General features: G+C 71.7%; 15 protein-coding genes. 3 read left to right on the plus strand and 12 right to left on the minus strand.

The window, feature by feature from the left end; genetic code table 11:
* Positions 1–96: 96 nt before the first annotated feature.
* The 12 genes from flgL to B351_RS0110055 all read right to left on the minus strand — a co-directional run bounded on the left by flgL (position 97) and on the right by B351_RS0110055 (position 11,867).
* Positions 97–1,299 carry a flagellar hook-associated protein FlgL gene (flgL, locus tag B351_RS0110000; protein WP_019398900.1) on the minus strand — a complete coding sequence of 401 codons (1,203 nt, stop codon included), beginning with the start codon at positions 1,297–1,299 and terminating at the stop codon, positions 97–99.
* Entirely contained in the window at positions 1,296–3,173 is a 1,878-nt protein-coding gene (gene flgK / locus B351_RS0110005) for a flagellar hook-associated protein FlgK (protein WP_019398901.1), read from the minus strand. The genes flgL and flgK overlap by 4 nt, the downstream gene beginning before the upstream one ends.
* Positions 3,174–3,176: 3 nt before the next feature.
* Entirely contained in the window at positions 3,177–4,286 is a 1,110-nt protein-coding gene (gene flgJ / locus B351_RS0110010) for a flagellar assembly peptidoglycan hydrolase FlgJ (protein WP_019398902.1), read from the minus strand.
* Positions 4,286–5,416, minus strand: a complete 1,131-nt coding sequence (locus B351_RS0110015; protein ID WP_019398903.1) for a flagellar basal body P-ring protein FlgI — start codon at positions 5,414–5,416, stop codon at positions 4,286–4,288. The genes flgJ and B351_RS0110015 overlap by 1 nt, the downstream gene beginning before the upstream one ends.
* 9 nt (positions 5,417–5,425) lie before the next feature.
* Positions 5,426–6,115: a flagellar basal body L-ring protein FlgH gene (gene flgH / locus B351_RS0110020; RefSeq protein ID WP_019398904.1), complete on the minus strand. Its 690-nt coding sequence runs from the start codon at positions 6,113–6,115 to the stop codon at positions 5,426–5,428.
* 27 nt (positions 6,116–6,142) lie between these two features.
* Complete coding sequence (flgG, locus tag B351_RS0110025; protein WP_019398905.1) at positions 6,143–6,928, minus strand: flagellar basal-body rod protein FlgG; 786 nt, start codon at positions 6,926–6,928, stop codon at positions 6,143–6,145.
* Between the two features lie 255 nt (positions 6,929–7,183).
* Entirely contained in the window at positions 7,184–7,933 is a 750-nt protein-coding gene (locus B351_RS0110030; RefSeq protein ID WP_019398906.1) for a flagellar basal body rod protein FlgF, read from the minus strand.
* A gap of 111 nt (positions 7,934–8,044) precedes the next feature.
* A complete protein-coding gene (flgE, locus tag B351_RS0110035) occupies positions 8,045–9,265 on the minus strand; it encodes a flagellar hook protein FlgE (protein WP_019398907.1) in 1,221 nt (406 codons plus the stop codon).
* 32 nt (positions 9,266–9,297) lie between these two features.
* Positions 9,298–9,966, minus strand: a complete 669-nt coding sequence (locus B351_RS0110040; protein WP_019398908.1) for a flagellar hook capping FlgD N-terminal domain-containing protein — start codon at positions 9,964–9,966, stop codon at positions 9,298–9,300.
* 11 nt (positions 9,967–9,977) lie between these two features.
* On the minus strand, positions 9,978–10,385 hold the full coding sequence (gene flgC / locus B351_RS0110045; protein WP_019398909.1) for a flagellar basal body rod protein FlgC: 408 nt from the start codon (positions 10,383–10,385) through the stop codon (positions 9,978–9,980).
* A gap of 13 nt (positions 10,386–10,398) precedes the next feature.
* Positions 10,399–10,818: a flagellar basal body rod protein FlgB gene (flgB, locus tag B351_RS0110050; RefSeq protein ID WP_019398910.1), complete on the minus strand. Its 420-nt coding sequence runs from the start codon at positions 10,816–10,818 to the stop codon at positions 10,399–10,401.
* Positions 10,819–10,919: 101 nt separating this feature from the next.
* Positions 10,920–11,867 carry a chemotaxis protein CheV gene (locus tag B351_RS0110055; protein WP_019398911.1) on the minus strand — a complete coding sequence of 316 codons (948 nt, stop codon included), beginning with the start codon at positions 11,865–11,867 and terminating at the stop codon, positions 10,920–10,922.
* A 95-nt stretch (positions 11,868–11,962) separates the two neighbouring features.
* On the opposite strand from B351_RS0110055, the gene flgA reads away from it, so the two are divergent.
* The 3 genes from flgA to B351_RS0110070 all read left to right on the plus strand — a co-directional run bounded on the left by flgA (position 11,963) and on the right by B351_RS0110070 (position 13,352).
* A complete protein-coding gene (gene flgA, locus B351_RS0110060; protein ID WP_026010580.1) occupies positions 11,963–12,607 on the plus strand; it encodes a flagellar basal body P-ring formation chaperone FlgA in 645 nt (214 codons plus the stop codon).
* Between the two features lie 89 nt (positions 12,608–12,696).
* Positions 12,697–13,002 carry a flagellar biosynthesis anti-sigma factor FlgM gene (gene flgM / locus B351_RS0110065; RefSeq protein ID WP_019398913.1) on the plus strand — a complete coding sequence of 102 codons (306 nt, stop codon included), beginning with the start codon at positions 12,697–12,699 and terminating at the stop codon, positions 13,000–13,002.
* Positions 13,003–13,007: 5 nt separating this feature from the next.
* Positions 13,008–13,352 (plus strand): flagella protein, encoded by a 345-nt coding sequence (locus B351_RS0110070; RefSeq protein WP_019398914.1) that lies wholly within the window; start codon positions 13,008–13,010, stop codon positions 13,350–13,352.
* Positions 13,353–13,408 lie beyond the last annotated feature (56 nt).

Raw genomic sequence — 13,408 nt, forward strand, 5'->3', positions numbered from 1 at the left:
GCAGCGGCTTCCCCGGCTTTAGGGGGAGGAGCGAAAAAGAAAAACGGCGCGGTTGCCCGCGCCGTTCCGTTTCCAGGGCAGGAGGCCCGCGCGCGCTCAGCGCAGCAGGTTGAACAGCGATAGCCCCTGCATGCGGGTGAACACGGTCTGTGCGGTTTGCAAGGCGGTGCTCTCCAGCTGGAAGCGGGTGATCGCGTCGGCGTAGTCCAGGTCGCGCATGCCCGAGAGGGTGATCTTGAGCGTCACCGCGTTTGCCTCGCGCAGCGCGGCCGAGTCCTCGATCAGCGCCATTTGCGCGCCGCCGGAAGCCCGCACGTCGATCATCGCCTCCGCGGCGCGCGCGATGTCGCGCATCGAGGACTGCAATGCGTTGCGGCGGGCCGCGCGGTCCGCCCCGGTCACCACCGGCGCTTCCAGCGCATCCACCAGCTGCTGCACCGTGGCGAACACATCGCGCGTCCCGGACGGACCGATCTGCAGTTCGTCGCCGTCCGCGGGCTGCCCGCTGATCGAAACGCGCAGGCCACCGAACTCGATGTCCGTCTTCGTCGTCCAGGTCCCCGCGGCGACCGCGTTGCCATTGGCGTCGAACACCTCGTAGCCGTCGTCGCCGGTGAAACGGATCGTGTAGCTCTCGCCGTTCCAGCCGCCGGCGCTGCTGCGGCTGAAGCTCTCCAGCACGCCGGTGCCGGTGTTGGAGGCGGCCATGCCCGCGTCCAGCACGCCGTCGCCAGTGCGGATGCGCATGAACACCTCGCTGCCCGGCAGCGTGTCCTGCACGAAGGTGCCGGGCGCGATCTCGACCTGGCGCTGGGTCTGGTCGCCGTTGTAGGCCACGCCGCCGGCGACGCGGGTGAACGGCGCGACGTCGTCGGCCGCGCCGCCGAACAGGTAGCGGCCGGTGCCATCGTCGCTGTTGGCCAGGCTGATCAGGTTGTCGCGGATCGCGCGCAGCTCGGCGGCGATGGACTTGCGGTCATCGTCCGAAAGCGTGTCGGTGTTGGCCTGAACCGCCAGCTCGTTGATGCGGATCATGTCGTCGCCGATCAGCGCGAGGACGTTCTCCTGCAGGCCCAGGCGGTGGTTCACGGTGTTGGCGTTGAGCCCGAACCGCTCCAGTTCGGCCAGCGAGCGGTCCAGGCCCACGGCGGCGCCCACGCCGACCGGGTCGTCCTTGGCGGTGATGTTTTTCTGCCCGGTCGCGACCTGCTGCTGCAGCTGCGAGAGCTTCTTCTGCCGCGCCAGCATGGTGGCCAGCGACAGGTCGTACATCAGGCTGGTGGAGATGCGCGAATTCATCGGCGGACGGCGCTCAGGATGGACTGGAACAGGTTGTCGGCGGTGGAGATGATCTGCGCGGCGGCCTGGTAGGCCTGCTGCAGGCGCAGCATGTTGGCCGCCTCCTCGTCGAGGTTGACGCCGGCCACCGCGTCGCGCGCGGCCCTGGCGTCGTCGTGGATCACCTGCTGCGCGTCGGCCGCGTACTCGGCCTGGCGCGCGGCCGAGCCGACCATGGTGGTGAGGCCGCCGACCGCGCCGTTGAGGCTGATGGTGCCGCCGCTGACCACGCGCGCGTCGTCCAGGTTGGCCAGGCGGGTGGCATTGCCGTTGTCGCCGCTGCCGGGTGCCGCGCGCGAGATGGTGAACTGGTCGCCGGCCGCCGGGATGCCGTCGAGCACCACGCTCCAGCCGTTGGCGCTGATGCGCTGGCCCGGGGTGAAGGCGAACGGGCCGGCGCCGTCGATGGTGTACTGCCCGGCGTCGAGGAACTCGATGACCGCGTCCTGCAGCAGGGCGGGATCGGAGGCGTCCTCCACGCGCAGGCCCGACAGCGCACCGCTGCCCACGTTGGACAGCGCGGCGTTGCCACGCACCGGCGTGGCGGCGGCAATGCGCGACGGATCGGAGATCGCCACCGAGAGGCCACCCGGCGCGCGCGCGGTCGGCTGCACCAGGAAGCGGTCGCCGATCGCGGCGGTGCCGGAAACCTGCAGCGAGATGCCGGCGACCACGAACGGGTCAGCCGCGGTGCCGCTGCCGGTCATCGGCAAGGCCTCGCCGGTGTCGGCGCGCATCGCGATCCAGCCGGTATCGCCCAGGCGCAGCACCAGGTTCTGGCCGTCGAGCGCGGACACGTCGGCGACCTGGGCCTGGAGGGTGGCGCCGCCGCCGTTGCCGGCGTGCGCGTTGACCTGCGGCGCCGGCACGTCGAAGAAGGCGCCGCCCAGGTTGCCGTACAGGTCCATGCCCGCGGCGTGGCCCTGGTTGAAGGTGGTCGCCATCGCCACCGCGATCCGGCCCAGCTCGGCGGCTGCCGGGTCCAGCACGGTGTTGCGGAACTCCAGCAGGCCGCCCATCCGGCCGCCCAGCACGCGCTGGTCCAGCACGGTCCGAGAACCGCCGCCGTCCAGCGCCAGCTGCAGGCGCTCGGGACGGTAGGGATCGGCCACGGTGGTCAGCTTCGAGGCCTGCACGCCCACCACCAGGGGCTGGCCACCGGCGGTGAACACGTTGATCGCGCCGCCGTCCTGCATGACCGCGGTACCGCCGGTGTAGCCGACCAGTTCGGCCACCAGCTGGTCGCGGCGATCCAGCAGGTCGGGCGCGGCCTTGCTGGCGTCCGAGCCGACCTCGCCGTTGATGCGGGCGATCTCCGCGGCCAGGCGGCTGATCTCGCTGGCGCCGGCCAGCAGGCTGTTGTTGATCTCCGAATCCAGCGAGGCGATGTGGCCGTCGAGCTGGCGGAAGCGGGTGGCCAGGGCGTTGGCCTCGGCCAGCACGTTCTGGCGCTCGGCGGTGGCGGCGGCGTTGGAGGACAGCGCGCTGACCGAGTCGAAGAAGTTGGACCAGGCGCCGGCGAGGTTGGTGGCGCTGTCGGAAAACAGCGCGTCCAGGCGCGAAGTCAGGGCGGAAAGCTGCTGCAGGCGCGCCAGTTCACCACCGCTGTCGAGCAGGCGAGAGGTCGCCAGCTCGTCGGCCATGCGCCGGATGTCGGCGACCTTGGTGCCGCTGCCGACGTAGCCGTAGCCGTAGTCGATCGGCGTGCGCGTGGCGAAGTCGACGCGCTGCCGGGTATAGCCCTCGGTGTTGACGTTGGCGACGTTGTGGCTGACCGTCGAAAGCGCCCGCTGGAACGCGAGCAGGGCGCCGGTGCCGGTGGACAGGACGGACATCGCTTATCTCCTGGTGAAGCCGGCCACGTCGGCCGCGGCCAGCGCGCCGCCGGCCGCGCGCGCGGCCACGCCGGCGATCGCCTGCATGGCGCGGTTGACGGTCGGGCCATTGGCGATGGCGGTGATCTTGGCCGCGTAACCCGGATCGGTGGCATAGCCGGCGTTCTGCAGCGCCTGGGCGAAGCGGCGGACGTCGCCGCCGGCCTGCAGCGCCTTCTGGTAGCGCGGGTTGTTCTTCAGCAAGCGCACGTAGTCGGCGAAGCTCTCGGCCGGGGAGGCGTAGGCACGGAACTGCGCGGTCTCGGTGCGGCGCACGCCGCCGGCGTATTCGTGGGTGCGGGTGGTGGCGCGCTCGCCGCTCCAGCCGTTGGCCTTGATGCCGAACAGGTTGTTGGCGCTGCCGCCGCCATCGCGCTGGATCTGGCGCCGGCCCCAGCCGGTTTCCAGCGCGGCCTGGGCCACCAGGGCGCGCGCGTCCACGCCCAGTTCCCGGGCCGCGGCCTGGGCCTGGTCCCAGATGCTGGCGACGAAGTGCTCGGGGCTGCGCGGCGCGAACTCCGCCGCCGCCCGGGCCGCGGCGCCCGGCGGGAGCATGCCGGTGGTGGCCGCGGCGCCCTCCGGGCCGGCCATCAGGCGGCGGACCAGCGCGTCCAGCGGCGAGCCTTCGCCGGCATCGCCGCCCTCGCGGCCGGCGATCAGGTCCAGGGCCCGATCGGCGCCGGGGGAGAGAACGTCGATCGTCCCGGCGGCACTGGCGTAGGCCTGGGCCGCGGCGGCGGCACGGGTCGGGCCGGGACGGACGTCGATGCGGGTATCCAGCGCCTTGCCGCCGGTGGCGTCGATGCCGCTCTGGCGCGCCAGCTGGCGCGCGATCATCGGCGCCAGCCCCAGGCCCTTGCCGGAAGTCAGCGCCTGCGCCAGCTGCTGGTCGTACATGTCACGGAAGACCTGGTTCTCGTTGGGGAACAACGAGTCGCCGAAGCTGGCGTCGCGCATGCTCTTGACCAGCATCCGCGCGAACTGGCCTTCGAGCTGGCGCGCGGCGTGTTCCACCCGCGCGGCGTCGGGAGCGGACTGGGGCGCCAGTTCCAGCGGGCGGGCGTCGATGCGCATCAGATCACTTCCAGCTCCGCGCGCAGCGCGCCGGCCTGCTTCAGGGCCTCGAGGATGGCGATCAGGTCGCCCGGCGCGGCGCCAACCTCGTTCACCGCGCGCACGATCTCGTCCAGGGTGGTGCCGCCCTCGAAGCGGAACATGCGGCTGCCTTCCTGCGCGCTGCTGATGGAGGAGGTCGGGGCGGCCACGGTGCCGCCGCCGGCGAAGGCGCCGGGCTGGCTCACCTGCACGCCCTCGTTGATGGTCACGGTCAACGCGCCGTGGGTGACCGCCGCCGGCATCACCCGCACCTGCGAACCGATCACCACCGTGCCGGTGCGGGCGTTGACGATGACCTTGGCAGGCGCGGTGCCCGGGGTCAGTTCCAGGTTCTCGATCTGGGAGAGGAAGCTGATGCGCATGCCCGGGTCCGACGGCGCGGACACGGCCACCGTCACCCCGTCCACCGCGCGCGCCACGCCGGGGCCGTACATGCGGTTGATCGCGTCGACCATGCGCGCGACGGTGGTGAAGTCGGTGCGGTGCAGGTTGAGGGTCAGGTCGCCGCCGGCCTCCAGCACGTTGGGCAGGGCGCGCTCGATGGTGGCGCCGTTGGGGATGCGCCCGGTGCTGGGGATGTTGACCGCCACGCGCGAGCCGTCGCGGCCCTGGGCGCCGAAGCCGCCGACCACCAGGTTGCCCTGGGCGATGGCGTAGACCTGGCCGTCGGCGCCCTTCAGTGGCGCCATCAGCAGCGAACCGCCGCGCAGCGACACCGCGTTGCCGATCGAGGACACGGTCACGTCGATGGTCTGGCCGGGCTTGGCGAACGGCGGCAACTCGGCGTGGATCGCCACCGCGGCCACGTTCTTCAGCTGCGGGTTGACGTTGGCCGGCACCTGCACGCCCAGCTCGGCGAGCATGTTCTTCAGGCTCTGCACGGTGAACGGCGCCTGGCTGGTGCGGTCGCCGCTGTTGTCCAGGCCCACCACCAGGCCGTAGCCGACCAAGGCGTTGCTGCGCACGCCGCCGACCTGGGCCAGGTCCTTGATGCGCTCGGCCTGCGCCGGCGCGGCCACCAGGGCCAGCAGCACCAGCGCGCAGGCGAGGGCGCGCAGGCCGGAAATGGGGTTGCGGGACGTTGCCATGGGGCGACCTCAGTACGGGTACAGGCCGGAATTGAAGAAGCGGCTCAGCCAGCCCATCGCGTTGGACTGGGCCAGCGCGCCGCGGCCGCCATAGACGATCCGCGCCTCGCCGACCCGGCTGGAGGGCACGGTGTTGTCGCGCGAGATGTCCTGCGGGCGGACGATGCCCTGGATCTGCACCAGCTCGTCGCCCTGGTTGAGGCGCAGGTTCTTCTGCCCCTGCACGACCAGGTTGCCGTTGGGCAGGCGCTGGATCACGCTCACGGTGACGCTGCCCTGCAGGCGGTTGCTCTGGCTGGACTTGCCCTGGCCGTCGAAGCCGCGCTCGCCGTTGGCCGAGGCCGAGAGGATGTCGCGGCCCTTGAAGCTCACCGGCCCGCCGAACAGCGAGGTCACCCCGGTGGACAGCTCGCTGTCCTTGCTGACCTGGGTGGTGGCGCTGGTCTGCGCGGTGGTGGACTCGACCAGGGTGATGGTCAGCAGGTCGCCGACGTCGCGGGCGATGCGGTCGCCGTACAGCGACAGCCCCTGGCCGCCGGCGTAGATCGCGCCGGGCGTTGGCGCGGCCTGGGCCGGCATGACCGGGACGATCGGCGCCAGCGGCGGGTAGGGGCGCACGTCGCCGGCGGCCGCGCAGCCGCCCAGCAGCAGCACGGCCGGCAGCGCCAGGACGAGGGCGGAACGGGGACGCGGGTTCATGGCGGGACTCCAGCGGCGCTAGCGCGGTCAGACGTTGTTGTTGAGGAAGCCGAGCATCGAGTCGGTGGTGGAGATGGCCTTGGCGTTCATTTCGTACGCGCGCTGGGTCTCGATCATGCTCACCAGCTCCTCGACCACGTTGACGTTGCTACCCTCCAGCGCACCCTGTTCGATCAGGCCCAGGCCATTGAGGCCGGGCGTGCCGTTCTGCGCCGGTCCGGAGGCGGTGGTCTCCACGTACAGGTTCTCGCCGCGTGCCTGCAGGCCGGCGGGATTGATGAAGTCGGTGAGGGTCAGGGCGCCGATCTCCAGCGCCTGGCCGTCGCCGGCCATCTGCACGGTGATCGTGCCGTCGGTGCCGATGGTCATCGACTGCGCGCCCTCGGGGATCTGGATGCCCGGCTGCACCGGGTAGCCGCTGCTGGTCACCAGCTCGCCCTGGGCGTTGACCTGGAAGCTGCCGTCGCGGGTGTAGGCCGAGCTGCCGTCGGGCATCAGCACCTCGAAGAACCCGCGGCCGTTGATCATCACGTCCAGGGCGCGGCCGGTCTGCTGCGGGTTGCCCTGCTGGAAGTCCTTGGCGGTGGACACCACGCGCACGCCGGTGCCCAGCTGCAGGCCGGATGGCAGCTGGGTCTGCGCCGAGGTCGAGCCGCCGGGCTGGCGCACCTGCTGGTACAGCAGGTCCTCGAAGTTGGCGCGGTCGCGCTTGAAGCCGGTGGTGTTGGTGTTGGCCAGGTTGTTGGCCACCACGGACATGCGCGTCTGCTGCGCATCCAGACCGGTCTTGGCGACCCAGAGTGCCTGATTCATGACGCGGAACCTCACGTGACGGATTGACGCCACCCCTGATGCATGGGGCGTGCCAGAACCGCGTCGGAGGCCCGTCGCGCTGGCCGTGGCGGCATGCCGTCCGCGCGCCGGGACGCCGTCGCGGCCGCGGCGGGGCCGCCCGGGCGTGCGCAGGGGCAGGGCACGGAAGCAAAGGAACGGGCGCCTTGCCGACGGGGCGGGAGGCGCCCGGATGTCCCTCCGGCGGAGGGCACCGGCAGGGGACCGGAACGGCCGTCAGCCGCCCAGGCGCAGCATGGTGTTGGCCGAGCGCGCGTTCTCGTCGCCGGTCTTGATGACCTTCACCTGCATCTCGAACTGGCGCTGGATCTGGATCATCTGCACCAGCGCGCCGGCGGCGTCGACGTTGCTTTCCTCGATTACGCCGGTGGTGAGCACGGTGCCGGGTGCCTGCTGCAGCGGCTGCTGCGGGGCGATGTTGCGCATCAGGCCGTCCAGGCCGCGCTGCAGCTGCTCCGGTCGCGCCTCGACCACCTTCAGACGCCCCAGCACCGCCATGGTGTCGGCGCCTTCGCCCAGCGGGATGATGGACACGGTGCCGTCCTGGCCGATCTCCAGCGCCTGGTGCGGGGGCAGGGCGATCGGGTTGCCGTCCTGGTCCAGCACCGGATGGCCGCCGGCGGTCACCAGCTGCCCGTTCGGGGTCAGCGACAGGTTGCCGGCGCGGGTGTAGGCCTCGCCGCCGCCCGGCGCCTGCACCGCCAGCCAGCGGTCGGCGTGCAGCGACACGTCCAGCGGATTGCCGGTGACGCGCTGCGCGCCGACGCTGGAATTGAACCCCTGGTCCACGTGCAGCGCCGCCACCCGCGACGGATACCCGGCACCGCGCACCGGGAAGGCCTCGGTATTGGCCAGCACCGCCTTGAACCCGGCGGTATCGGCATTGGCCAGGTTGTGGCTGACCGTGCCCTGCGCCTGCAGCGAGGCGCGGGCGCCGGTCATCGCGATGTAGAGCGCTTTGTCCATGGGCGGGCCGTGATTCGTGATTCGTGATTGGAAAGAGCCGGCTGACCGGAATAGTGATGGTGGTTGGAGGAGAGCGTTGGCCTCCTCCAACCACCAATCACCAATCACGAATTACCGGATGTTGATGACCGTCTGGGTGGCCTGGTCCTGGGTCGAGATCATCTGCGCGTTGGCCTGGAAGTTGCGCTGCGCGGTGATCATGTTGACCAGCTGCTCGGTCAGGTCCACGGTCGAGGCCTCCAGCGCGCCGGACTGGATGCGGCCGAAGTCCGACGAATCCGGGGTGCCGCTGCGTGGCGTGCCCGAGGAGTAGGTCGCCGCCCACATGTTGTTGCCGACCGCCTGCAGGCCCTGCGGGTTGACGAAGTTGGTCAGCACGATCTGGCCCAGCGGCACGTCCTCGCCGTTGGAGTAGCGGGCATAGACCACGCCGTCCTCGGACACGTCGATCTCGGTCAGCTTGCCGGAGGGCACGCCGTCCTGGTTGACGCTGCGCAGGGCGAAGTTGCTGCCGTACTGGGTGCTCCCGCTGATGTCCAGGCTCAGCTCCAGGGTGCCGGCGCCGGTGCCCGGCGCGTAGGGATCCATGGCGACGCGGCCGTCGGCCGGGGACACCAGGGCGCCGTTGGAATCGAACTGCAGCGTGGTCGGCGCGCCGACCGGGTTGCCGTCGATGTAGTTGTAGACCTGCCACTCGTTCGGGTTGGCGGTCTTGACGAAGTACGAGGCCTGCACGTGCGGCACGCCCAGCGAGTCGTACACGGTGACGCCGCCGCTGCCGGCGTTGTAGCTGTTGGCATCGGACGGGTCGAACGGCTGCACGGTCGGCTCGGTGGCCGCGCCGGGCAGGGTGACCATCAGCTCGACCAGGCTGCTCTGGCGCGGCGGGCTGTCGGTGGTGGCCAGCTTCAGGTCGGTGGTGCGGCCGACGTCGAAGCCGCCGCTGGCGTTGGGCGCGTACACCTGCAGTCGCGCGCCGTCCGGGGTGATCACGTAGCCGCTGCTGTCGGGCTGGAAGTTGCCGGCGCGGGTGTAGAGGGTGTCGCCATTCTTGACCACGGTGAAGAAGCCTTCGCCGTCGATGGCGAAGTCCAGGCTGCGGCCGGTCGGGTCGATGTTGCCCTGCGCGAACTGCTGGGCGATGTTGCTGACCTTCACGCCCGAGCCGATCGCGTTCCGCGCCAGGCCGTAGCTGGTGGTGGAGAACAGGTCGGCGAACTCGGCACGCGAGGTCTTGAAGCCGACGGTGCTGGCGTTGGCGATGTTGTTCGAGGTGACGTTGAGGTCGGCGTTGGCCGCGTTGATGCCGGACAGCGAGGTGGTGAAGCTCATGGCGGACTCCTGCGGAATTCGGGTGGTGCGGCTCAGCTGATGCGGAGCACGTAGTCGAGCGGGACGGTGCCCAGGCCCGGGAGGTCGAGGAACAGGCCATCGCTGCCGGCGGTGACGCTGTCGACCTTGCCGCGGACGTAGGTGTCCAGCGCCTTGGTGCTGCCGTCGTTGGCGGTGTACTTGGCGGTGATCCCGTAGCTGCCGGCGGGCGCGCGCTCGCCGAGGTGGTTGGTGCCGTCCCAGGCGAAGGCAACCTCGCCGGCGCGGTTGGCCGGGACGCTGAACTCCTTGACCGTGCGCCCGGTGGCGTCGGTGACGGTGAACTGCACCGTGCCGGCGTCGGGCGCGGCGACCGCACCGCTGGCGCCGCCGGATTCGCCCAGCGCGACCTTCGCCGACGGCACCAGCACCTCGCGCCCGACCAGGGCGGCGCCGCGCAGCAGCTGGTCGCTGCTCAGCGCCGACGAGAACGCCTTGACCTGGGTATTGAGGGTCTCGATGCCCTGCACGGTGGAGAACTGCGCCAGCTGCCCCAGGAACTGGCTGTTCTCCATCGGGTTCAGCGGGTCCTGGTGCTTGAGCTGCTCGGTCATCAGGCGCAGGAAGTCGGCCTGGCCCAGCGAGTCGCTCTTGGCGCCGTTGCCGGTCGCGGCCGGGGCCAGCCCGAGGCTGGAATAGATGTCGCTGGCGATCGCGCTCATGCGGTATGTCCTCAGCGGCCCATGGTGAGGGTGGCGATGGCCAGCTCCTTGGCCGTGTTGATGACCTCCACGCCGGCCTGGTAGCTGCGCGAGGCGGAGATCAGGTTGACCATCTGCGCCACCGGGTCCACGTCCGGGGCGAACACGTAGCCGTCGGCGTCGGCCAGCGGGTGGCCGGGCTCGTAGCGGCGCACGGGCGGGGCCTCGCTCTGCGCGATCTCGCGCACGCGCACGCCGGTCAGGGCCGGGTCCGAACCGCTGGCCTGCGCCTGGAACACCGGCTCCAGCGGCTTGTAGACCGCCTCCGGCGAGCCGGCCACCGAGTCGGCATTGGCCAGGTTGGAGGCGATGGTGCTCAGCCGCACCGACTGCGCGTGCAGCCCGGAGCCGGCGACGTCGAAGATCGGGAGGTTGCTCATGCTCGGACTCCTGTTACTGGCCGGTGATCGCGGTGAGCAGGGTGCGCACCTTGCCCTCGACGAAGCTCAGCGAGGCGCGGTACTCCAGCGCGGCGCGGCCGTAGGCGGCGCGCTCCATGTCCGGGTCGACGGTGTTGCCGTCGAGGCTGGGCTGGGAGGCCCGGCGGGTGTACTGGAACGGGGCCGCGCCGGTGGCGATGGCGTCCTGGATGTGGCGTTCGTGGGTCGCCGCGGGCACGCCAGGCCCGCCGGCGGCGCGCCCTTCGCGGGCGCGGGTCGCGGCGTCCAGGGCGGCGTTGAAGTCCAGGTCCTGGGCCTTGTAGCCGGGGGTGTCGGCATTGGCCAGGTTGCTGGCGATCAGCTTCATCCGCTGCTCGCGCAGGGGCAGGGCGTCGGCGTGGACACCCATATAGGAAGAGATCGGGTTGAACATGGCGACTCCATCGCGGAAGGTCGCCAGTGCTCAGGCAAGGCGCGTGCCAGAACGCGCCGGAAGTCCGTTGCCGGGGCCGCGCGGGCGCCGGCCGGAGGGGCTCAGGCCGTCTCGGCGGCGACCTGGCGCAGGCGCGTCAGCACGTGGTCGGCCAGCTCGTGGGGGCTGTACTTGGCGACGAAGGCATTGGCGCCCACGCGCTCGACCATGGCGTTGTTGAACACGCCCGACAGCGAGGTGTGCAGCAGCACGTACAGCCCCGCCAGGCCCGGGTTGCGCCGGATTTCCGTCGTCAGGGTGTAGCCGTCCATCGCCGGCATCTCGATGTCGGAGATGATCATCGCGTAGCGCTTGCACGGGTCCTCGCCGCTGGAGAGCACCTGCAGGAGGTGTTCCAGCGCCTGGCGGCCGTCGGACAGCAGGGTGACCCCGACCCCCAGCTGGTCCAGCACGCTGCGGATCTGCTGCCGCGCCACGCGCGAGTCGTCCACCACCAGCACCTGCATCGGCGGGGCGTCGGCGGGCAGGGCCATCTCCGGCTCCAGGGTGGCGTCCATCCGCGCCTGGGTGATGTCGGCCAGCACGCTCTCCACGTCCAGCACCTGGATCAGCTCGCCCTGGAAGCGCGTCACCGCGGTCAGGTAGGTGCTGTCGGCGCCCAGGTCCGGCGGCGGATGGATGTCCTCCACCGCGATGTTCACGATCCGCTCCACGTCGCTGACCAGGAAGCCCTGCACCGAGCGGTTGAACTCGGTGACCACCAGGTACTGGGTGCCTTCGTCGCCGGGCGCCAGCCGCTCCGGGTGGCCGATCGCCAGGCCCAGGTCCAGCACCGGCACCGAGCGGCCGCGCACGTCGGCCGCGCCGGCGAACTGCGGCGGCAGGCCCGGGAGCTGGAACAGCGGCGGCCGCCGCAGCACCTCCTGGACCTTGAACACGTTGACGCCAAAAAGCTGGCGCCCGCCCAGGCGGAACAACAACAGCGCCAGGCGGTTGTGGCCGGCCAGCCGGGTACGCTGGTCGATGCGGTTGAGCAGGTTGTGGGTCATGCCCGCGGTATCGGCCGCGGGCGGCGACGCTTGAGCCGGGCGTCTGGCACGCCGCTTGCAGGAGCCGGGCAGATTCCCCGCGACCGAAGGCCTGCATGCTCCGCCCGCGTCGATTCCTCGCACTCCTGCTCGCCTGGCCGGTGGCCTGGGCGTCGGCCACCGCGTACCAGCCGGTGGACTCGATCCGCGAGGCCGCGCTCGCCGCGGTGGGCGGTGAGGGCGAGGCCAGCCTGGACCCGGCGCTGCGCATGCCCGCCTGCGCGGCGCCGCTACAGGGCCGGCAGTCCACGGCGTCCACCGTGGAGGTGTCCTGCCCGGGCGGCTGGCGGCTTTACGTGCCGGTCCGCCAGCGCCGCAGCCAGCAGGTGGTGGTGCTGGCGCGCGGCGTGTCCGCCGGCGAGACCCTGGCCGCCGACGCCCTGTCCACCGCCCAGCGCGACGCCTCGCGCCTGGCCGGCACCCCGCTGTCGGACCCGGCCCAGGCCGTGGGCCAGGTGGCACGCCGCGCCATGGCCGCCGGCACCGTGCTGGGCGCCGGCGACCTGGCCGCGCCGCGGATCGTGCGCCGCGGCGACCAGGTCGCCCTGGTCTCGCGCCGCGGCGGGGTGGAGGTCCGGGTGGCCGGCCGCGCCCTCGGCGACGCCGGGGTGGACGAGCGGGTCAGCGTGGAAAACCTTTCTTCCCGGCGTATCCTGCAGGGGCGCGTGGTCCCCGGCGGGGATGTGCTGGTCACTCCCTGAACGCCGGCACGAAATCCGTGCTCCAGCTCTAAAGTTCCCGCCGACGCATGCCGATACCCAGCGCGTACCCCGCCCAAGGACTCATTCCCATGAGCCAGAAGATCGAAGGCAGCCTCCCGCCGCAGGCCGTGCGCAGCACGGTCCAGGTCGGCCGTACTGCCGCCGCCGGCGCCGACCGTTCGGAGCCGGTGGAAGCCACCCGCGCCGGCGACAGCCTGCGCCTGACCGGCGAAGCCGCCAGCCTGCAGGCCCTGCAGCGCGAGCTGGCCGTCGCCCCCGCGGTCGACGCCGCGCGCGTGGCCGAAGTGCGCCAGGCGCTGGAGTCCGGCAGCTACCGGATCGATCCGGCGAAGATCGCCGATCGCATGCTCGAGATGGACCGCCTGCTCGGCTGATCCCGATGACCGCCCCGGCCGCCACCGACGCCGCCCTCGACCGCCTGGCCGCCGCGCTGGCCGACGAGCGCCGCGCGTTGCTGGACCACGACGTGGAGCTGCTGATGCGCTCCACCGCCGAGAAGCTGGCGGCCCTGCGCGAGCTGGAGGAAGCCTTGCCCCAGGGCCAGGCCGAGCGCCTGGCCGAGCTGGCCGAAGCCAACCGCCGCAACGGTGCGCTGCTGGCGCGCCGCCGGCGCGAGGTGAACTGGGCGCTGCGCCACCTGGGCCGCGCCGAGAGCGCCCCGGCCTACGACGCCCACGGCCAGGCCCAGCAGCTGCGCGCCAGCCGCGACCTCGCGGTCGCCTGACCCGGCGCGCTCCCCGCCGCTAGAATCCGGTGTTTCACCGGAGCCGCGCCGCGCGC

The organism is Pseudoxanthomonas sp. GW2 (assembly GCF_000283075.1).
GTDB lineage: Bacteria > Pseudomonadota > Gammaproteobacteria > Xanthomonadales > Xanthomonadaceae > Pseudoxanthomonas.

Excerpts from the sequence above, each read along its gene's own strand:
- flgL (WP_019398900.1), bottom strand. The coding sequence starts at position 1,299 with ATGAATTCGCGCATCTCCACCAGCCTGATGTACGACCTGTCGCTGGCC.
- flgK (WP_019398901.1), bottom strand. The coding sequence starts at position 3,173 with ATGTCCGTCCTGTCCACCGGCACCGGCGCCCTGCTCGCGTTCCAGCGG.
- flgJ (WP_019398902.1), bottom strand. The coding sequence starts at position 4,286 with ATGCGCATCGACGCCCGCCCGCTGGAACTGGCGCCCCAGTCCGCTCCC.
- B351_RS0110015 (WP_019398903.1), bottom strand. The coding sequence starts at position 5,416 with ATGGCAACGTCCCGCAACCCCATTTCCGGCCTGCGCGCCCTCGCCTGC.
- flgH (WP_019398904.1), bottom strand. The coding sequence starts at position 6,115 with ATGAACCCGCGTCCCCGTTCCGCCCTCGTCCTGGCGCTGCCGGCCGTG.
- flgG (WP_019398905.1), bottom strand. The coding sequence starts at position 6,928 with ATGAATCAGGCACTCTGGGTCGCCAAGACCGGTCTGGATGCGCAGCAG.
- B351_RS0110030 (WP_019398906.1), bottom strand. The coding sequence starts at position 7,933 with ATGGACAAAGCGCTCTACATCGCGATGACCGGCGCCCGCGCCTCGCTG.
- flgE (WP_019398907.1), bottom strand. The coding sequence starts at position 9,265 with ATGAGCTTCACCACCTCGCTGTCCGGCATCAACGCGGCCAACGCCGAC.
- B351_RS0110040 (WP_019398908.1), bottom strand. The coding sequence starts at position 9,966 with ATGAGCGCGATCGCCAGCGACATCTATTCCAGCCTCGGGCTGGCCCCG.
- flgC (WP_019398909.1), bottom strand. The coding sequence starts at position 10,385 with ATGAGCAACCTCCCGATCTTCGACGTCGCCGGCTCCGGGCTGCACGCG.
- flgB (WP_019398910.1), bottom strand. The coding sequence starts at position 10,818 with ATGTTCAACCCGATCTCTTCCTATATGGGTGTCCACGCCGACGCCCTG.
- B351_RS0110055 (WP_019398911.1), bottom strand. The coding sequence starts at position 11,867 with ATGACCCACAACCTGCTCAACCGCATCGACCAGCGTACCCGGCTGGCC.
- flgA (WP_026010580.1), top strand. The coding sequence starts at position 11,963 with ATGCTCCGCCCGCGTCGATTCCTCGCACTCCTGCTCGCCTGGCCGGTG.
- flgM (WP_019398913.1), top strand. The coding sequence starts at position 12,697 with ATGAGCCAGAAGATCGAAGGCAGCCTCCCGCCGCAGGCCGTGCGCAGC.
- B351_RS0110070 (WP_019398914.1), top strand. The coding sequence starts at position 13,008 with ATGACCGCCCCGGCCGCCACCGACGCCGCCCTCGACCGCCTGGCCGCC.